Below are 18,797 nucleotides of genomic sequence, written 5' to 3' on the forward strand. Positions count from 1 at the left end.
GGTCAGGACCAGCGGGGCAGGAGGTCGCGAAGGAGCGCCAGGCGGGCGCGTTCTCCGGTGGCGAAGGGGTTGTTGGACTCCAGGCCGGGCACCATGACCCGGACGACGTGCGCGGGTTCGGTCTCCGGACACGTCAGGTCGAGTACCGGAACGTGCGCCAGACCGGCGTCACCCACCCGCCGCAGCGCCCACCACAGGTCGTCGAGGACGTCGTCGCTGGTCAGGCCCGGCGCCAGCGGGGCCGGCACGATGTCCGGGTCGAGCCAGAACCAGGCGTCGTCGTGCGCGATGGGGCGTGGCCTCTCATGGCGGCCGAGGCTGCGGGCCTTGATCGTGAGGTCTTCCCTGCCTCCCGCCACCAGGCAGGCGATCGACTGCGCGGCCTCCAGCAGCGCCATTTCGACCGCCGTGCCGGGATCCGGATGGGTGCCGTAGCCCTCGGAGCGGTTCAGATCGCGCCACACGGTCGCCATGAACGTCGGGATCCTGACATCCGCCGTGATGTCGAGGACCCGGACGACGTGCCCGACCCGCCGCAGCCGCTCCGCCACCTCACGTGCCCCGTCCGGGACGGTGTCGAGGTCCACGAAGCGGAACGGCGGCGCCCCGGTCCGGCCGGGGTTGACCATGGCGATCTCCGCGAGACGCTGGGCGTGCCGCTCGACGTACTCGCACAGCCCGTGCAGCAGCGCCTCCTCCCGGGAGAAGCCGGACCCCAGGCCGTTGGTGGCGATGACCTTGCGCGCGCCTCGCGGGCTGAAGCAGATGTCGTGCGGGCCGCGTTCGAGCCGCAGCAGGTCGAGGGGGACGAGCACCGTCCGGCCGGTGAGGACGTCCGGGCAACGCACCCAGGTCAGCGGGGAGCCGGGGGTGTAGCCGGTGTCGTAGGGCAGGGCGAGGCTCGTCGGGTCGACGGCGTCGCCGGTCAGCTCGCGGTAACTGCCTTCGACGAGGTCGCCGGCGCAGGGCACCCACTGCTCCTGCGCCCACTTCTCCAACTCCTCCATGACGCTGCCGATGTGCGCGCCGTCCTCGGTGAGCCCCTTGCCGCTCCCGTACGTGCTGGACCAGCAGCCGTCGGGGCGGGCGGCCTGGGCGATCTGGATGCCGCCGATGTCCCCGAGTTCGCCGACCATGCCGATCCGGGTGATCCCGATCGTCTTCGCCAGCCGGGTCGCGTGGTCGCGCGCCTCGGCCAGCGGCAGGCAGAAGCGCCGTTCGCCCGGGGGCTTCTGGCGGTGTCGCAGCGGCAGGTCCGGATGGGGCACCGGCCGGCCGGCGGGCACGGTTCGTCCCGCCATCGTCGCGGCCAGCGCCCGTCCCGCGCGGCGTGCCCGTGCGAGCCGGTGGACGAAGGCGTCCTGCGCGGCGCGGTCGTCGTACCCCCACCGAGCCCACCGCCGCCGCATGGCTTCCACGTCGAAGGCAAGGTTCGCCTTGCACAACACCCGCCACGCCTCGGTGAGTTCCTCGGCGGAGGGCGGACGGGGGTCCCGCTCGGCGAACAGGTTGAGCCCGCCCAGCCGCATCACCTCCCGCTTGAGCGACGCGTGGTGCAGGAACAGCGCCACGCGAAGGGACCGCCGGAACGCGTCGGGATCGGCCTTCGCCCAGGCCATCAGCCCGGCTTCCGCGACGGCCTCCGCCTCGGCCCGGTGGTTCAGCGTGGGCACGTCGATGCCGAGGTCCGCGAGGGTGACGCGGGCTTCCTCCGAGCTGAGCCACCCCCACCGGCGCACGGCGGTCCGGAACAGCGCCTGTGCCGCGGGCACGTCGACCGGTTGGGCCAGTTCGGGCGGTACGGGGTGGGCGGCGCGCGCCCACGGTTCCAGCTTTCCGGTGAACGTGAGGAACGCGAAGAGTTCGTCGTCGACCCGGTCGCCGCTCTCCCAGATCAGCGCGGTGCCGGTGGTGACGGAACCGGGGGCGGGGCCGGGAACCGTTCGCGCCGCTGTCGCGCGGGACGCCGACCCTCGCGGGAGCACCGCGGTCGCCGCGCCGATCGCCTCCAGGACCGACTGGGCGTCCCGGTGCTTGAGGTCGTGACCGGCCAGCATGGCGACGAGGTCTTCACCGTCGGCCCGTTCCAGCAGGCCGGCGCGGTGGGCGATGCGCCGGTAGGTGCGTGCCTTGAACGGCAGTTCGAGCGCGGCCGAAAGCAGCCGCTCGGCGGCGGGTGCGTCGATCGTGCCCGAGCGGTGGAGGCGGTCGACCGCGTAGCGCACGTTCACCGAAGGCACCGTCAGCGGGGCGCCGGTCTCCTCGTCGAACAGCAACGCGACCTCGTCGTCCCGCGTCACGACGCCGTCGCGGTACCAGGCGTACACCAGCCCGACGCCGATGACACCGGGCACCTCGGTCGCGCGCAACGCGCCCATGCTGCCGCCGCCGTACACCACGACCCCCCGCTCGACCGCCGCGCGCACCTCGGCCGGGCTGACGGAGAGGGTCTGCTCGAAGACACCATCGATGATCCCGACGACCTGACCGGCCGGGATCGCCTCGAGGTCGCCGCGCCGGACCGGGCGGCGGTAGTCGGCGTCCAGGATCGGGCGGGCCTCGGCGAGCGGCATCGACGGTCCGAGGAAGACGATCGGCCGTGGGCTCACCGTGCGACCTCCTCGATCTCACCGGCCCGGGCCCGGCGCAGCAGGCCATCGGCGACCAGCTTGCGCACCACGTCCACCACGGCGTCCGTTCCCAGCGCGCCGGGCAGGTCGGCGGCGCGCACCACGGGTGCCTTCGCGACGTGCTCTAACGCGGCCAGGACGTCGATCGGGCCCCGCACCGCGCCGCCCGGGAAGTGGATCGTCGCGGAGCCGCCGTCCTCGGTCACGTGGCAGTCCGCGCCCCGAGCCCGGACCAGCCAGGTGTTCTCGTCGATGTCGTCCAGCCCGTCGTGCCGGCCCAGCCCGCCGTCCGGCAGGACCACCCGCCGCGTGGTTCGCCGCGCGGCCACCCCGCCGAGCAGGCCCGGCAAGGCGGTGCGCACGTCCGGGGAGGCGAGCAGCTCGGCCAGGCCCGAGGCGAGAGCGGCGGCATCGGCCGTGCGCGCGCGGGGAACGTGCGCGTCCAGACCGGGCAGGGCCGCCACGACCTCGTCGAGGACGTCCCGCCACCGCAGCGGGAACAACCGGAGCGTCACATGCAGGGAGCGCTCGGCCCCGGTCCGGGCCGCGTGGCCGCAGTGCTGAGGTATGTACAGCACGTCTCCCGGCCCGAGCGAGAACTCCCGGAACCGCAGTCGCGCCCACTCCCGCGGCGGGACCGCGCCCGGCCGTGGCGGGCCGGCCCGTTCCTCCACCATCCAGGACTTGCGCCCCTCCATGTGGAGGACGAGGCTGCCGTGCTCGTCGCGATGGGGTGCGAAGCCCTGGGCGGAGCGCGGCGTGGCGAAGACGTGGGCGCCGGCCGGTTCGCGGAGGGGGACGCCGTGGTCGGCCAGGTCGAGTTCGACGCTTCGGCACAGGTCGGCCAGGGGCGGTGAGAGCCGGTGCGCCTTGGTCAGGTACAGCGTTTCGCCGCCCTCGAACGCCCGCCGGACCTGCCGCAGGTCGAGCATCCCGTCGGCGTCGATGAACACGGCCGGAAGACAACGCCGTTCACCACCCCGGGCGAGGTGGAGCACGCCCTTGTGGGCGTGGTGCAACGCGCCGAGCATCGCCTCGAAGCCGTCGAGGTCGAGCAACGAGGCCCCCGCGGCGGCGCCGGGGAAAAGACACGGGTCAAGGGCCCATACGGTGTCGAGGAAGTCCGTCACGGTCGTCGGGCGGAGCAGATCCGCGAGCGTCACGAACCCTCCAGCCCGGTTTCGGGCCGGACCTGTTGTGCGGGCTCGGGGACCGCTCGGTAGCGGCGGACGAGGAAGCGGCGCCTGCGGACCTTCTCCTCGGGCGTGCAGGTGGTGATCAGCCTGCTGCCGGTGTGCTTCTCGTCCTCCACCCGGCAGCTGCCGCCGCAGATGTTGCGCAGGTCGCAGGAGCTGCAGCCCTTCCGGTGGTCGACCCCGAAGGCCGCGGCCGTGCGCCCGAGATACTTGGTGATCTCGCCGAGGGGCAGCTGGTCGATGTGTCCGAGTGCGCCGGACATCAGGTGGCAGGGGTACACCAGTCCGTCGGGTGCGACGACGAGCTGTTCGGCGTATCCGCAACCGCTGATCTTCTGCACCATGTTGGGCCCGTGCACCCGGTCGTCCTCGGCGCGCAGCCCGCCCAGCAGTTCGTCGACCCAGGCACGCACCTGGTCGGTGTCCAGGTCGTGGTCGAGGTCGGTGCCCCGCCCGTGCGCCATGGCGCCGTAGCTGATGCGGAACCGCAGATCGGTGCCGCGCCACTGCTCGATGAAGCCGGGCAGTCCCGCTTTGATCGCCGGCCAGTTGTTGACCATGATGGTGGTGCTGACCCGGGTCTGCACCCCGGCGTCGAGCAGCAGCCGGATGGCACGCGTGGCCCGGCGGAAGGAGTGGCGGCCACGGATCGCGTCGTGGATCTCCGCCGTGGGCCCGTCGATGCTGATCTGGACGATGTCGGTGTAGCGGACGATGTCGTCGAGGTGTTTGGGCACGGCCATGCCGTTGGAGAACAACGTGACTTCCAGCCCGAGTTCGTGAGCGCGTCGCATCACCGGGACGCAGCCCTCGTGCACTAGCGCCTCGCCGCCGGTGAGCAGCAGCTTCTGCCCGCCGTTCGCGGCGAAGTCCTCCACCAGCTGGATCCAGCGCTCGGTGGGCAGTTCACCGTCCTTGGGCAGGAACGGGCTGGAGTTGGTGTAACAGTGCACGCACTGGAGCTGGCAGCGGTGGGTGAGGTGGAACCGGGCGAACATGTGCGGCCGGACCTGCTTGACGGAGTGGTAGCCGCGGATGCCGCGGACCATCCCGGCGAAGGCGAGCCGCCCGACGAGCTTGGCCATCGCCTCCGTCGCCGCCTCCGGGGCGAGCCCGCGGTTGCGGTGCATCTCACGCGCGGCGTCGGCGGGTGTCGTGCCCGCGGTGAGGAGGGTGAGCAGTTCGTGGTCGATGTCGTCGGCGACCAGCAGCTTTCCGTCCTCGACGGCGATCCAGAGGTGGTCGTCGTCGACCTCGTGGTGGACGAGCGAGGAGACGAACGGGATCGGCTCCGTCGTGGACAGGTCGTAGATGTCACGGGTGCCGTCCGCGGACCGGCGCGCGGGACGTTCCTCGTCCGTGGCGGCGGGGGGAGCAGGGTCCTCCAGGCCGACGGCGCCGAACGGGGCCCGGTCCGGTGCCCCGAAGCGGGGGATCGGCTGCGCCTCGTCGGGTCCGGAGAGTGCCGGGCCTCCCTGCCAGGCACGTAGGGTCAGCAGAGTCTCTTTGCCGCTCATCGTGTTCCTCTCGGGCCGGACCGGGGATCGGGGTCAGCGCAGCCGGGGGCCGGCGACCCATGCCACCAGCGCGCGACGCAGGCCCTCGGTGACAGGCGTGACGCAGTGGTCGATCAGGGACGGGAAGACCAGCACCGAACCCCGCTCGCGCGGCAACTCCTCGGTCTCCACGCCGAACATCCGCAGCGCCCCGCCCTGGTACGAGGCCGGATCCGACAGCTGGACGATGACCGTGATCTTGCGGGGGGAATCGAGCTGGTCGTGGCTGTAGTCGTTGTGCCGGTGGAAGTGCCCGTTGCCAGGGAGGTATTCGACGTATTGCGGAGCACGCGTGATGCCCGTCAGGTCGAACCCGTAGACGGTGCGCGCGGCCTCCCGTGCCACCTCCTCGACCAGCCGGTACACCCACGCCGTGCGCGGCCCCTTGGGTACGTGCCGCATCTGGGCGCGCCGATGGCTGGGGTGGCCGGTCTCGTCCACCGTGGTCGGTGCGGTCAACGGGAGTTCCCGGCAGGCGGCGACGAGGTCGTCGCACTCGGCGGCGGAGAGGGGTTCCCGCAGGCGCATCCAACCGAGGTGGTGGCCGGCTGCCGGGCCCTTGTCCCGTACCAGCGTCAGGTCGCGTGTGCGGACCGCCGCGGGCACCGGCTCCTGCGCCGCCGCCGTCTCCCGCGCGGCGGGGATCGCCGCCGGGACCGCCGGCTCGGGCCCCGCTGCCTTCTCCACCGGGTGGAAGATGTGGTGTCTGACCAGGATCCGGGTCAGTTCGACGGCGTCGTAATCGGCTCCGACCGCCGGAAGCTGCCGGGGTACGAAGGACTCCGCCTTCGCCACGTAGTCGATCACGGGTTGGAGCCGGCCGTCGAGACGCAGCGTGCCGCCGGGGAAGGTCAGGCGGGCGAGCCCGTTCTCGCTGCCGGATTCGCTCGGCATCAGCGGCACCCTGCCAACGAGGGTGTCTGCTTCGACCGTGGCAGCGGCGGCGTCCGCGAGCAGTTGTCCGCCGGGCAGCGGGTCGAGCCCGGCGATCCAGCGGATGCGGCGGCTGCGCAGGTAGCCGGGGACGTCCAGCTCCGGGAGGCCGGGCAGCGTGGACCCGGCGGTGTCGGGCCCGGTGACCGAGCGACGGAACGGCTCGTGCGCCCGCAGCATGTCCGCCAGGGCGTCCGCCCACGACAAGGTGTGCAGGCCGATCGTGAGGTGGAGCGACGCCTCGTCGGTGGTGTGCGCGACGTGGGGGAAGCCGGCGGGGATCGACAGGACGTCGCCGGCCTCCAACGTCGCGGAGACCACCGCCTCCGGCCCCTGCGACCCGGGGCCGAACACCTCCCACCGCTTGCTGCCGTGCAGTTGGACGACGAGCACCGAATGATCGTCGTGGTGCCGGCCGAAGCCTTGCGCCCGCGGCGGCGTGAGGTACGCGTTGGCGCTCACCGGATCGCCCGGCAGCAGACCGAGCCGGAGCAGGTCGAACTCGATGCCCCGGCACAACTCACCGACCGGTGGACAACGCGAGGGAAGGCACGACAGCAGAAGCGTCGCACCGGACCGGTAGGCGGCCAGCACATGCCGTCCGGGAACCCGGTCGGCACGGTCGGCGACGACCGGCCTGGCCTGGCCGTTCTGCACGACGCTCAGCTCGGCGCCGCCACCGCACGCCAACCGCTCGAAGTCCGCGAGCGTGAACAGCCGCCCGACGAGAGGCACCGCCGCCCCATGGAGCAGCAGCGCCTCTCGTTCCCAGCTCGTGCGGAGGAAAGCCGCGATGTCCCGGTCACCGAGGACCGCGGACAGCCCCCACTTCTCGGTGTCCACCACGATCAACTCCGAACGGCACCGCTCAACAGCTCGGCCCGCCGATGTTGGAGAAACACCCGGTGCTCGCGGTGATCATGCCGAAGCTCTGGTTCTCCACCTCGACGTCGATGCTTTCGAGGGAGATGGACATCTTCCCCGGGACCGGCATCGCCTCGTCGGCCCCCTCCGTCCGGGGGCTTCGCGGTGTGGCCGGGGCCTGGTCGGCGTCGGTCAGCTCCACCAGCGGGCTGTCGACGCCTTCGTACACCTCGGCCACGATCTCTTTCTCGGCCAGCTGCGACGGGTTGGCGGGCTCGGGCACGGCACGCTCCTCAAGGTCAGGGCGGACGACGGAACGAAGGGGGAATGTGTTGGGGAGGAAGCTCTTACCTGTGATCTCCCGGCACGGGACGTGACGCCTGTTCTCGCGGCGATCACCCGACACGCACGGCGTCGGCAGCTCACGGCAGGGACTTCCGGAAGTGCCCGTACATCGGGCAGTCCTGAGAGTGCATGCTGAGTCTGCCGCGCCATGCGGCTCTTCCGGCAGGCGTTAGTCAGCCAATCCCCTGGCACGGCCTGCGTGCGGCCTGCGCCGGTCGGCCCGGAACCCCAGCAGTGTCTTCAGCCCCAAGAGGATGTCCCCTGTGCTGGTCAGTGCCTCGGGCCGGACGCGCGGGGTGAGGGTGCGCGGGCAGCCCTGAGATGCTGGGTTCTGAGGTCGTCCGCGCCCGAGCCGCAGGCCGGAAGTGGGTGGCTCCCCTCCACCGCGCAAAAGGCTCACAAGGGGGCTCAGACACGCAGCTGCCGGAGCATGACGGTGAAGCTGGGTGCGCCCGGGAACGGCTGCCGGTCGCCGATCCGGCGGTAACCCCACGTCGCGTACAACGCCTCCACCTTCGGGTGCTCGGAGTCGACCAGGAGCACGGCCAGCGCCTCCGGCCGGCCCGCGATCAGTGCCGCGTGGAGCTGCGCCGCGGCCCCGGTCTTCCGCCGGCGCGGGATCACCATCAGCTCGGAGACGGCGAACGTCGAGGCGTCCGCCGGTGGCGTGGGCAGATGTTCACGCCACCACTCACAGCCGGGCGGGGCCGGGGCCCCGTAGGCGAACCCGACCGGCTCCTCACCGTCGTAGCCGACGACACACGTGAACCCCGGGTAGCCGCCCCAGCGATCGACGGACCCGGCGAAGTGCCGGCCGGCCTCGTCGTCCAACTCGTCCGCGTAGGCGCCCGCGTGCACGTCCATGAGCGTCTGCCGGATGCCCGGCAGGCCCTCGCGGCCGAACCGGCGAAGCGCGACGGGTGTGCGGCTCAAGAGCTGCTCCCTTCGGTGTGGCGCCGATACCCGACGCCCCGTCACCAAGGCGGCTGTGGTTTCTCGTCCCCGCCACGACAGCACGGTAAGGGCTACCTCCGGCCGGCGGGAGACGGTGGACGGTAGTCCGATCCCCGCCGCCCACGCCGTTCAGGTCGGACCTCACCTCCCCGTGAAGGCTCGCGGGGCCGGACGGTCCGGGCGAGCTGGGCCGGTGCCGGACCGGGGTGGAGGATGGCGAGTCTGCGGGTCGCCCTGGTGAGGGCGACGTACAGATCGTTCAGGCCACGCGGTGAGCCGTTCCTGATCGCCTGGGGGTCGGCGATCAGTACGGAGTCGAACTCCAGCCCTTTGGCCTGGAGCGCGGTGAGGACGATGTCCAGGACGCCCTCGGCGTAGGCGACCTGCTCGGCGTGCGCGCGAGCGGCGTCCGCCCGTTCGCGACGGTCGTCGTGGCCCAGCAGTTCGGCGGCTTCATCCAGCAGCGGAACGTCGGCGGAGCGCCTTGACCGCGGGCCGGGCCGAGTTGACGTGCCGAATCACGCCCGGGCGGTCCATACCGTCCAGGTGTCCTCTTCCCGGACGGGGAACAGGCCGCGCAGTTCGTGGGTGACGTGGTCGGCCAGGCGCCGGAGCTGGTCGTCGTCGAGGTGGTGCAGGACGGATCGTCCGGTGCGGGCCATCAGGTCTTGCCGTACGTCGTCGGCGTCGGCGTAGGTGCGGCGGACCTCGGTGAGGGTGCGGGTGCGGACGGGGGTGAGTCCGGCCGTGCGGATCGCGGTGGTGATGTCCGCGGTGGTGGGGCGGCGGGCTCGCTCGATGGTGAGCAGGGCGGGGAAGGCGTCGAAGAAGTAGCCGCGCAGGTGGGAGGGGGAGGCGGGGCGCAGTACGTCGTCGAAGGTGCGGTCCTGCACGATGAGGTGGCCGCCGGGTGACAGCAGGCGTTTCGCCTCGCGGAAGGCGGCCGGCAGGTCGGTGAGGTGGTGGACGAGGGCGCGTTCGAAGACGATGTCCACGCTGCCGTCCGGCAGCCCGGTGGCACACGCCTCGCCTTGGACGAACGTCAGCCGGTCCCGGCCACGGCAGCGTTCCCGGGCTCCGGAGAGCATGGCGGCCGAGAAGTCCACCGCGGTGACCGTGTCGGCGCCGAGGTCCAGCCACGCCGTGGAATACACGCCGCCGCCGCAGCCCACGTCGGCCACCCGCTTGCCGGCCGGGTCCACCAGCGAGCGAATGAGGGCGCCCCAGCTCTTGTCGGCCTCGCGCCGGGCGTACGTGGACCGGTTGGACTCGTCATGGAAGTCGATGGCGGGCATGCGCAACCTCCGGTGAGAAGTATCTCGACGTCAAGGTACTATGCCGGGTCCGTACCGCACCGCGCGCCTCAGTGGGAGTGCCCCTCGTGCCGACACGGGGTGACCGGGTCGGCACCCGACGAGGACGGTCGCGGGCGGCCCCGTGCCCGCCCGCGACCGTCGGTGGTTCACGGGTTGTCGGTCACCTGGAAGCCGGCGCCGTAGATGCCGGGGTGTGCGGTGTCGCGTGCCCGCAGGTCGGCGAGGATGTTCGCCGAGCTGGTGTAGACGTAGGGAGGGATGCCCAGGACCCTGGCCTTGGTGATCCCGGCCCAGGGGCCGGCCGCCTGGAAGCCGTTCGCGGAGGACGGGTAGGCGCTGCCGGGGACGTGCCATATCGCCGGGCCACCCGAGTCACCGGCTTGGTGCCCGGCCCAGGACTGGTAGACGCCGTTGGAGTTGTTGGTGATGCGTCCGTAGAGAACGCCGAGTTGACCCGAGACCACCAGCTCGTTGTCGTTGTCGAGGGCGGCGCCGAGGAGGCGTTCGTTGTCCAGGGGCGGGGTCAGGGCGTTGGGGCTCGGCTGGCCGCCGGGCACCTCCAGCTCGCCCGTCTCCTTCAGGTACGGGCCCTGCGAGGAGAGCGTCACCGCCGGGACCAGCTCGATGATCATGTAGTCCTTGGTGGGGTGTCCCACCGTCGAGCCTTCCGGGTCCTTGAAGTACCGCACGTACCCGATGGGTCCGAAACCGGCGTCGTTACGGTCGTAGACGGGTTGGACGTTCTCGGGGATCTCGCGGTCCGAGTACTGATGGCTGGGATCGGTCAGGCAGTGTCCTGCCGAAATCGCTATCTTCCGGCCGTACTTGTCGTGGCCGACCGCCCCGATGGTGCAGAACTCGTTGGAGGAGTTCGGGGGGAAGTAGATCTGCATCCCGTTGAAGACGCGCTTGCCTGAGTCGGCATGGGCGTCGGCCGTCCCCGTGACGCCGGTGACGGCCAGGAAGACCCCCAGCACACTGGCGAGTACGCCGAGACTTTTCCGTCTGCGCATACGTATGTCCTTTTCGTTCGAGTGACGTCTTCTTCCGCCGAGACGTCCCACGGGTGGCCGCAGCACGTCACGACGGACGCTACGAGCATCCGATGAAATCGCCGTGAAAGATGAAATCGCCGTGAAAGGTGAAGGCCCCCTTCCGTCAGGCCGCGTCCTCCATGACGAGGACGGGGTCCACGCCCTCCCCGCGCAGCACCGCGCGCCGTGCCCGCAGCAGCAACTCGCCCGGCCGCACCCCGAGTTCGTCGGCGAGCTTCCGGCGGGCGCGGTCGAAGACGGCCAGCGCGTCGGCCCGCAGCCCGTTGCGTGTGAGCGCGCACATCAGCAGCGCGCAGACCGGTTCGTTCAGCGGTTGCTCCAGGGCGAGGGCGGACAGCCCGGCGACCGCGTCGGCGTACCGGCCGAGGCGGAGCTGCCAGCCCGCCCTGCGTCGCGTCAGGGCGGCCCTGCGCTCGACGAGACGCAGCCGCGCCGACTCGGCCGACGGTCCCGGCAGGCCCGCCAGCGGCTCGCCGCGGAACAGGTCCAGCGCCAGACCGCACAGGCGCATCGCCTCGGCCAGGTCGCCCGCCCGCTCGGCCCCGCCCGCCGCCGCGGCCAACTCCTCCATGTGTGCCACGTCCACGTCGACCAGACCGCGGTCGAGCCGGTAGCCGTACCGGTCGTGACCGATCACCGGGTCCGGGCGGTCGTCACGCCGCAGGACCTTGCGCAGCCGGTAGACATAGACCGGCACGACGTTGCCGTCCGGCCAGTTGGTCCCCCATACGCCGTCGAGCAGTTCGCGTCGGCTGACCGACCGGTCGGGGCTCAGGGCCAGCGCCGCCAGGACGGCCTGCTGGCGGACCGGGCCGAGGTCCACGAACCGTCCGGCGCGGCACGCCCGCAGCGGGCCGAGCACGGAGATCCGCAGCCACGGAACGGACATCGGACCCGGCCCGTGCCTGCGTGGGCCGTGGCCGGGCGTGACCAGGCCGCAGTCGAAGGCGTGGACGATGGCGGCGGCCCGGTCGCGCAGGCCCAGCTTCGCCAGAATGCTGCGGAGATGCCAGGCCACCGCGTGCTCCGGCACCGCGAGGAGGTCGGCGATCTCCGCGTCCGCCAAGCCGCAACCGATCGCGTACAGAACCTCGTTCTCCTGATCCGTGAGGGCTGTCACCGTCGGTCGTGCGTGGAGCGCGGTCGTCGTAGGCATGGCGGTTCCCCGTGTCACCGGACCGGCCGCTCCGGTCCGTCCTGATCGATCCCGTCGATGCCGTCGAGGCTGGCCGAGTACCTGCACCACGCACAGGCCATCGCACCGGCCATATCCGGCCGCCGACCCTGCCGACGTGTCTGAGCTGGGGAAACGTGGCTCAGGGCGAAGGGCCGTGACCCTGGTGGCCGATGGCTCGGTGCGGTGCCGGAGAGGTGTCCACGCCCGGCGGGACGACCGCTCGCCCGGGCGTGGCCCTCCGGGTGCGCTCGCGCCGCCGCCCGCAGCCGCTCCGGCGGGGAGTACGCGTCCGGCGACCCGGGCGGCTTCCGCTCAGGCCCTGAACCACCGTTCGACGGCGGCGCGCAGGTCCGCCGACCCGGCCGCGCCCGGGCGGGGGGAACCGCTGGCCCAGGCCACGTAGCCGTCAGGGCGGACCAACAGGCCGGTGAGGCCGGCCGGGCCGGGCTGCGCGGTGACGAGGTCGATGGCGTCGTGATGATCGGCCAGTGCCGCGGCGAGCGAATGGTCCTCGGTCAGATCGACGAGCAACGGCCGGGCGTTCCGGGCGAGTTCGGCGAGTCGCACTTTCTGCGTCCCGATGATCAGCTCCAGCTCCGGCGCGAAGTGGCCGACGGCGGGGTGCGGGTCGGTGACGCCCATGTCGTAGCGTACGTCGGTGCCCGCGATGAGGTCGGCAAGGTGCTGGACGACCGGCTTGTGGGCCAGCAGTTCGGCGAAGAGATCGCGCAGAGCGGTGGTGTCCTCCCCGGGCGCGGTGAGCGCGGACTGCGCCTGGGCGTTGAGCACCATGCGGCGGGCGGCCTGGCGGCGCTCGGTGTCGTAGGTGTCGAGCAGGCCGGGCGGTGCGGTGTCGCGCAGCGTGGCGGCGAGCTTCCAGCCGAGGTTGGCGGCGTCCTGCATGCCGAGGTTGAGCCCGGGGCCGCCGCCGGAGGCGTAGACGTGGGCGGCGTCGCCGATCAGGAATATCCGTCGGTCGCGGAACCGGTCGGCGACCCGGGTGTTGCCGCCGTCCAGCCGTCGCAGCACGTGCGGGCCGGTTCCCTCCGGTGGGCCGAGCGGCAGGTCGGCGCCGAGGACGCGGCGGATGCTCGCCCGCATCTCGGCCAGGGTCATCGGCTCGTCCGCTGCGGGCTGGTCCCACTCGGTGGTGCTGACCAGCGGCGGATGGCCGGGGAGCGGCGCGTAGGAGAAGCCGCCGTGGTCGGTGCGGAGGGGGAGGAAGGGCAGGATCGGGCGGTGGCCGGGGACGGTGAGGGCGCCGTTGACCGGGTCGATCCAGTCGGCCGGGACGGTGGCGTGGGCGGTGCGGTTGGTGCGGCGGTCGTAACTGACACCGGGGAAGGCGATCCCGGAGAGCTTGCGGACCACGCTGTGCGCGCCGTCCGCGCCGACCACGTAGCGGGCGCGGAGCCGCTGGTCGCCGTCGGGGCCGGTGACGTCGAGGGTGACGGCGTCCTCGTCCTGGGTGACGGCGTCGACCCGGTGTCCGCGCCGCAGGTCGACGCCGAGGGTACGCGCGCGTTCCGCCAGGACCTCGACGATGCGGTGCTGCGGGGCGGCCAGCGTGTGGACCGGGCCGGCGTCGAGCAGGCCGAGGTCGAGGGCCATGGCGGCGAACATGAAGTAGGCGGAGTTCGGCCGCGGGGGCTCCGGGCTGCCGCTGAGCGGCTCGTGCAGGCCGCGGTGGTCCACCAGGCGCACCACCTGGCCCAGCAGGCCGTTGGCCTTGGGTTCGGTGCTGGGTTGGAGGAGTTGTTCCAGCACGATCGGGCGGATACCGGCAAGGCTCAGTTCGCAGGCGAGCATCAGCCCGTTGGGGCCGCCTCCCACGATGATGACGTCGGCGGTCACGGTCAGGTCTCCTTGGTGCGGACGGGAAAGGGGGCACCGGAAGCGAGGCGGTCGTCGCTCTTCGCTACGGGACCGGCAGGCCGGCGGCGATCTGCTCGAAAACCCGGGCCAGGATGGCGCCCAGGGGCGCGGAGGCGTCCGCGCGCAGGGCGTGTTCGACGGCCACCGCGCTGCCGGCCGCGACCACGGCCGCGACCAGCTTGGGGTAGACGTCGTGCTCGGCGTCGGTGCCGGTGCGTTGCGCGACCGCCTTGGCCAACCCCTCTTGAGCGGCGGCGTTGGCCTTGACGATCTGGCCGGCCAGCGCGGGCTCGGCCAGCATCAGCCGTACGCCCTCGCGCCAACGCTGGTCCTGCGGCGCCGAGTTGTCGGACGTGGCGAACTGGCTCAGGACCGCGTGGCGCAACGAGTCCCAGAGCGGTTCGCCGACCGGCCGGGCGAGCAGGTCGTCGGCGACCCGGAGCATCCGTTCCACGTGGCCGGCGGCGATCGCCTCGGCCTTGCCGGAGAAGTAGTTGCGGAACGTGCGGACGGAGACGCCGGCCTCGGCGGCGATCCGCTCGATCGTCACATCGGCCCATCCGTGCAGCACGCAGAGCCGGATCGCCGCCTGACTCAGCGCGACCCGGGTCTGCTTCTTCTTACGTTCGCGGAGTCCGGGCTGCCCGCTCGCGCGGGCCTCGTCTGCGGGTGCCATGCGAGGAGCGTAGAGCAAATCTTGCCGGTTGGGCAAGATTGCAGAAGCGGCAAGTTTTGCGTCGCGCATCGCCCCGTGCCGGCGGCAATACCCTGGTCGGCCGGGAACCTTCGGGCGGATGAAAGGGGCGGCATGGCGGGGACGGATCCGCGGTTCGCCACCTACGTGCCGCACCCGGCCGAGCGGCTCGCCTCCGTGGCCGTGACGGTGGTCGAGGCGAGCGGGGACGACGTGCCCGCGCTGGCCGTGATGCAGGCCCGAGCGCGTGGTGGTACGGCGGACGAATGGGCCGACCGCATCCACCGCACGCGCCAGGGCGAACGCACCCTGGTGATCACCGCGAAGGTGTCCGGTGAACCCGTCGGGTACGCGAACGTGGCGTTCCTGCCCGCGCACCCTGTGGACCGCGCACCGGCGGGCTACTACCTGACCGGCGTCACGGTCGATCCCGTCTGGCGACGACGCGGCATCGGGAAGCTGCTGACCCGGCGCCGCATGGACTGGGTCTGGGAACGGGACCCGGTGGTTCGGTGCTTCGTCTCCGCCCGGAACCGCGCCTCACTCGACCTGCATCGGGGACTCGGCTTCAAGCGCGTGGCGGCAGGTGCCTCCTTCCAGGGCGTCGAGTTCACCGGCGGAGAGGGCTTGCTCCTGCGAGCGGACGCGCCGCGATCGTGACCGGGGCGGGCTACCCGGGCAACTGGTCTCCCGACACCTACAGTTGAACGGTTGTCACACAGCGTATACGGAGGGGTCTCGTCCCCTGACGGACAGGTGAACCGGGCGTGGTGACGGTACCCACCCGTCGCCGTGCGTGAGGGAACGCCACCGGACCGGAGGCTGCCTCGCGACGCGGGCAGGCGTCGCCGACGGTGGTCCGCCCCGCCATGCGCCGGTGATCCGGAGGTGGTCTCCTGGGAAGGAGGCTTCCCCGAAGACGGCTTCCCGGAAGACAGGAGACCACCACGTAAGGGGCATCGGATGGTGGCGCTACCCGTGGTCGATCACGCGGCGGTGTTCGCCGCGGTACCGGCGCCGTGCCTGGTGCTGGACCCACGGCTGACGATCGTCGAGGTCAACGAGGCGTATCTGGACGTGACCGGACGCCGGCGGGAGGAACTGCTCGGCCGGCCGTTCTTCGCGGCGTTCCCGCCGAACCCGGCCGACCCGGAGGCGGACGGTGTCGAGAGCCTGCGGACGTCGTTCGACCGGGTCCGCGCCTTGCGGGTACGGGACGCGATGGCGGTGCACAAGTACGACATCCCCCTGGCGTCGAGCCCGGGGGCCTTCGAGGAACGCTGGTGGAGCCCGGTGAACACACCGGTGCTGGACGAGCGCGGAGAGGTGCGGTGGATCATCCACCGGGTCGAGGACGCCACGGCGTTCGTCCGCGCCGTCGTCCCGCCCCGCGACCACGCGGACCCCGCGCAGGCGATGGCCGCCGAACTGTACGCGCGCGGACGCGAGTTGCAGCGCCTCAACGAGGAACTGCGCAAGGCCCACGCCGAGGAACGGCACCTCGCCCTCACCCTGCAGAACGCCATGCTCTACACCCCCGACCTGCGACGCCACCACGACCTGGCGCTGCGCTACCGGCCCGCCGCCAGCTCGCTGAACGTGTGCGGGGACTGGTACGACGTGGCGGACGTCTCCGGCGACCGGCTGGCGGCTGCCGTCGGCGACGTCGTCGGGCACGGGCTGGAGGCCGCGTTGATCATGGGCATGCTCCGCAGCGCCCTCTCGGCCGCCATCCGCGCGTCCCAGGGCCCCGCCTACGCCCTCGAAGCGCTCGACATGTACGCCGAGTCCGTCGAAGGGGCCCTGGGCACCACCGCCGTCAAGATCCTCGTCGACAAACGCTCCCACATGATCGTCTACAGCAGCGCCGGCCACCCGCCCCCCGTACTGCTGCACGCCGACGGCAGCTGCGACCTGCTCGACCAGGCGACCGACCCGCCGCTGGGCGCCTGGACCGCCAGCGTGCCCCGTTCACAGGCCGTGACCGGATACAAACCCGGCGACGCCCTGCTGCTCTACACCGACGGCCTCATCGAACGCCGCGGCGAGGACATCGACGTCGGCCTCGCCCGCCTCACCGGCGCGCTGGCCCGGTGCGCCGACCGGACGGTGGAGCGGATGGCCGACACCGTCCTGGAACGCCTGGGTGTGGCGCAGGGCGCCCGCGACGACGTCGCGCTGCTCGTCCTCGCGCTGTGATGTCTTGCGGGGCGAGGGTTCCACGGTCCTCGCGCGGTGTGTGCGTACCGCTCAGGCGTTGAGGTGGGTGAGCACCGCGAGTACGCGCCGGTTGCTGTCGCTCGACGGCGGGAGCGTCAGCTTGGTGAAGATGTTGGAGATGTGTTTCGCGGCCGCGCCCTCGGTGATGGTGAGCCGCTGGGCGATGGCGGTGTTCGAGCAGCCCTCGGCCATCAGCTCCAGCACCTCGCGCTCGCGTGGGGTGAGGGCGGCCAGCGGCTCGTCCCTGGAGTGGCTGGTCATCAGCTGGGCGACGACGGCGGGATCCATGGCCGTACCGCCGGCGGCGACCCGTCGTACGGCGTCGACGAACTGCTCGTCGTCGAGCACGCTGTCCTTGAGGAGGTAGCCGATGCCGCCGGTGCCGTCGGCCAGCAGCTCACGGGCGTACATCTGCTCGACGTGTTGGGACAGTACGAGGATCGGCAGGCCCGGCTGCTCCCGGCGGGCGCGCAGCGCGGCCTGAAGGCCCTCGGTGGTGAAGGTGGGCGGCAGCCGTACGTCGACGATGACCACGTCGGGCCGGTGCCCGGCGATCGCGGCGGCCAGGTCCGTTCCGTTGTCGACGGCGGCGACCACCTCGAACCCGTACGCTTCGAGCAACTGGATGATCCCCTGCCTCAGGAGGAAGAGGTCTTCGGCGAGGACAACGCGCACGGCAGCTCCAGCTTCATCACGGTCGGACCGCCCCGCGGGCTGTCGATCACCAGGGTTCCGTCAAAGGATGCCAGTCGTCGTCGGATGCCCTCCAGGCCGCTCCCGGCCGACGCGTCGGCGCCACCGTGGCCGTCGTCGGTGACCCGGGCGTGCAGGGTGTCGTCGGCGCACCAGGCGATGACCTCGACGTGGCGGGCGTCGGCGTGCTTGAGGACGTTGGTGAGCAGTTCCGACACGGCGAAGTAGACGGCGGACTCGACCGGGTCGGGCAGTTTGCCGGGCAGGTCCGCCACCACGGTGACCCGCAGCGGGCTGGCCAGGCCCAGGGCGCGCAGGGCGTCGGCCAGGCCCCGTTCGGCGAGGACCGGCGGGTGGATGCCGCGGACCACGTCGCGCAGTTCGCTCAGGGCCCGCACCGAGGAGGTGCGCGCCTCGCGCAACATCCGCCGGGCCTCCTCGGGATCCTGGGCCAACTTACGGTCCACGGCGCCGAGTTGCAGCCCGAGGCTGACCAGCCGGGCCTGCGTTCCGTCGTGCAGGTCGCGTTCGATGCGGCGCAGCTCGGCGGCCTGGAAGTCCAGGGCGCCGGAGCGCGTCTCCGTCAAGTGCCGTACCCGGGACGCCAGTTGTGATTCCCGGGTGGGGCCGAGCAGGACGCGGACGAAGTGGGCGTGGCCCTTGAGCACCAGCGGGCCGAGGAACACCCAGCCGGCGAGCACCGCGAGTGCGAGCGCGGCCGCGGCGAAGGCGGCCGGCCAACTGTCCACGGTGACGAAGGCGTACCAGCGGCCCTGTCCGCCCGCCGCGACGGGCTTCCACACGCCGCAGGCGAGGACCAGCCCTTCCCCCGCGTAGTAGAGCAGCCCGGCCGGGACGAAACCGAGGAGGCCGACGACGCAGTTGAGCAGCAGCCACAGCAGGTCCCGCCAGGTGGCGGGGTCGGTCAGGATCCACTTGCAGCGGCGCGTCCAGCCGACGATGTCCTTCTCGATCTCCTCCGGCTCGGGCCGGTACGGCCGCTCCACCGGGACGCCGCAGTACGCCGCGGCGCGCCGGTTGAGGTCGCACAACCCGCGCACCGCCCGGGTGCAGTGGGGCAGGGCGAGGAAGCCGATGCCGATCGCGGCGATGACGACGACGTACGCGGTGGTGACGAAGAGCACGATCGACAGCAGGGCTCCGGCGGCGACGGCCACGCCGATCACGGTGGCCAGCGTGGCGCGGCGCAGTCGGCCGCGCCAGGTGACCGGCACAGTCTTCATGCCCTCATGCTCCCATCCCCCTGAGGCCGGTCACGTCGGGCCGCC

The 18,797-nt window shown here is 72.1% G+C and carries 16 protein-coding genes; 2 read left to right on the forward strand and 14 right to left on the reverse strand.

Features of this window, described 5'->3' with window-relative positions; translation table 11 throughout:
- Positions 1-2: 2 nt before the first annotated feature.
- From SCATT_RS34840 to SCATT_RS34890, 12 genes are all read right to left on the reverse strand, one after another.
- A complete protein-coding gene (locus tag SCATT_RS34840) occupies positions 3-2,609 on the reverse strand; it encodes a YcaO-like family protein (protein WP_014150619.1) in 2,607 nt (868 codons plus the stop codon).
- The gene (locus tag SCATT_RS34845) at positions 2,606-3,793 is read right to left on the reverse strand and encodes a JmjC domain-containing protein (RefSeq protein ID WP_014627114.1); all 1,188 of its coding nucleotides are present in this window, start codon (positions 3,791-3,793) and stop codon (positions 2,606-2,608) included. Before SCATT_RS34845 ends, SCATT_RS34840 begins: the two co-directional genes overlap by 4 nt.
- Positions 3,790-5,343 carry a radical SAM/SPASM domain-containing protein gene (locus SCATT_RS34850; RefSeq protein WP_014150617.1) on the reverse strand — a complete coding sequence of 518 codons (1,554 nt, stop codon included), beginning with the start codon at positions 5,341-5,343 and terminating at the stop codon, positions 3,790-3,792. Before SCATT_RS34850 ends, SCATT_RS34845 begins: the two co-directional genes overlap by 4 nt.
- A 33-nt stretch (positions 5,344-5,376) precedes the next feature.
- Complete coding sequence (locus SCATT_RS40515; RefSeq protein WP_014627115.1) at positions 5,377-7,161, reverse strand: JmjC domain-containing protein; 1,785 nt, start codon at positions 7,159-7,161, stop codon at positions 5,377-5,379.
- Between the two features lie 22 nt (positions 7,162-7,183).
- Entirely contained in the window at positions 7,184-7,462 is a 279-nt protein-coding gene (locus tag SCATT_RS34860; protein WP_014150615.1) for a hypothetical protein, read from the reverse strand.
- Between the two features lie 470 nt (positions 7,463-7,932).
- A complete protein-coding gene (locus SCATT_RS34865; RefSeq protein ID WP_014150613.1) occupies positions 7,933-8,457 on the reverse strand; it encodes a GNAT family N-acetyltransferase in 525 nt (174 codons plus the stop codon).
- A gap of 92 nt (positions 8,458-8,549) precedes the next feature.
- Positions 8,550-8,942: an ATP-binding domain-containing protein gene (locus tag SCATT_RS40830; RefSeq protein ID WP_078590564.1), complete on the reverse strand. Its 393-nt coding sequence runs from the start codon at positions 8,940-8,942 to the stop codon at positions 8,550-8,552.
- A 54-nt stretch (positions 8,943-8,996) separates the two neighbouring features.
- The gene (locus SCATT_RS34870) at positions 8,997-9,773 is read right to left on the reverse strand and encodes a class I SAM-dependent methyltransferase (RefSeq protein WP_014150612.1); all 777 of its coding nucleotides are present in this window, start codon (positions 9,771-9,773) and stop codon (positions 8,997-8,999) included.
- Positions 9,774-9,940: 167 nt separating this feature from the next.
- Positions 9,941-10,807, reverse strand: a complete 867-nt coding sequence (locus tag SCATT_RS34875) for a chymotrypsin family serine protease (RefSeq protein WP_014150611.1) — start codon at positions 10,805-10,807, stop codon at positions 9,941-9,943.
- Positions 10,808-10,952: 145 nt separating this feature from the next.
- Positions 10,953-12,005, reverse strand: coding sequence for a BTAD domain-containing putative transcriptional regulator (locus SCATT_RS34880; RefSeq protein ID WP_041823536.1), 1,053 nt, complete (start codon positions 12,003-12,005; stop codon positions 10,953-10,955).
- A gap of 333 nt (positions 12,006-12,338) precedes the next feature.
- Positions 12,339-13,880: an FAD-dependent monooxygenase gene (locus SCATT_RS34885; RefSeq protein ID WP_014150609.1), complete on the reverse strand. Its 1,542-nt coding sequence runs from the start codon at positions 13,878-13,880 to the stop codon at positions 12,339-12,341.
- A 64-nt stretch (positions 13,881-13,944) separates the two neighbouring features.
- Positions 13,945-14,577 (reverse strand): acyl-CoA-like ligand-binding transcription factor, encoded by a 633-nt coding sequence (locus tag SCATT_RS34890; RefSeq protein ID WP_014150608.1) that lies wholly within the window; start codon positions 14,575-14,577, stop codon positions 13,945-13,947.
- A 201-nt stretch (positions 14,578-14,778) separates the two neighbouring features.
- Between SCATT_RS34890 and SCATT_RS34895 the strand changes: the two genes are divergently transcribed.
- Both SCATT_RS34895 and SCATT_RS34900 read left to right on the forward strand, forming a co-directional pair.
- The gene (locus tag SCATT_RS34895) at positions 14,779-15,255 is read left to right on the forward strand and encodes a GNAT family N-acetyltransferase (protein ID WP_231904889.1); all 477 of its coding nucleotides are present in this window, start codon (positions 14,779-14,781) and stop codon (positions 15,253-15,255) included.
- A 303-nt stretch (positions 15,256-15,558) separates the two neighbouring features.
- Positions 15,559-16,794, forward strand: a complete 1,236-nt coding sequence (locus SCATT_RS34900; RefSeq protein WP_014150606.1) for a PP2C family protein-serine/threonine phosphatase — start codon at positions 15,559-15,561, stop codon at positions 16,792-16,794.
- A 51-nt stretch (positions 16,795-16,845) separates the two neighbouring features.
- Here the strand turns inward: SCATT_RS34900 and SCATT_RS34905 are convergent, their stop codons facing one another.
- Both SCATT_RS34905 and SCATT_RS34910 read right to left on the reverse strand, forming a co-directional pair.
- Positions 16,846-17,490, reverse strand: coding sequence for a response regulator (locus SCATT_RS34905; protein WP_014150605.1), 645 nt, complete (start codon positions 17,488-17,490; stop codon positions 16,846-16,848).
- Positions 17,454-18,752: a sensor histidine kinase gene (locus SCATT_RS34910; RefSeq protein WP_014150604.1), complete on the reverse strand. Its 1,299-nt coding sequence runs from the start codon at positions 18,750-18,752 to the stop codon at positions 17,454-17,456. Before SCATT_RS34910 ends, SCATT_RS34905 begins: the two co-directional genes overlap by 37 nt.
- Between the last annotated feature and the right edge of the window lie 45 nt (positions 18,753-18,797).

The organism is Streptantibioticus cattleyicolor NRRL 8057 = DSM 46488, assembly GCF_000240165.1.
Classification (GTDB): Bacteria; Actinomycetota; Actinomycetes; order Streptomycetales; family Streptomycetaceae; genus Streptantibioticus; species Streptantibioticus cattleyicolor.

Excerpts from the sequence above, each read along its gene's own strand:
- SCATT_RS34850 (WP_014150617.1), bottom strand. The coding sequence starts at position 5,343 with ATGAGCGGCAAAGAGACTCTGCTGACCCTACGTGCCTGGCAGGGAGGC.
- SCATT_RS34870 (WP_014150612.1), bottom strand. The coding sequence starts at position 9,773 with ATGCCCGCCATCGACTTCCATGACGAGTCCAACCGGTCCACGTACGCC.
- SCATT_RS34875 (WP_014150611.1), bottom strand. The coding sequence starts at position 10,807 with ATGCGCAGACGGAAAAGTCTCGGCGTACTCGCCAGTGTGCTGGGGGTC.
- SCATT_RS34880 (WP_041823536.1), bottom strand. The coding sequence starts at position 12,005 with ATGCCTACGACGACCGCGCTCCACGCACGACCGACGGTGACAGCCCTC.
- SCATT_RS34890 (WP_014150608.1), bottom strand. The coding sequence starts at position 14,577 with ATGGCACCCGCAGACGAGGCCCGCGCGAGCGGGCAGCCCGGACTCCGC.
- SCATT_RS34900 (WP_014150606.1), top strand. The coding sequence starts at position 15,559 with ATGGTGGCGCTACCCGTGGTCGATCACGCGGCGGTGTTCGCCGCGGTA.
- SCATT_RS34910 (WP_014150604.1), bottom strand. The coding sequence starts at position 18,752 with ATGAAGACTGTGCCGGTCACCTGGCGCGGCCGACTGCGCCGCGCCACG.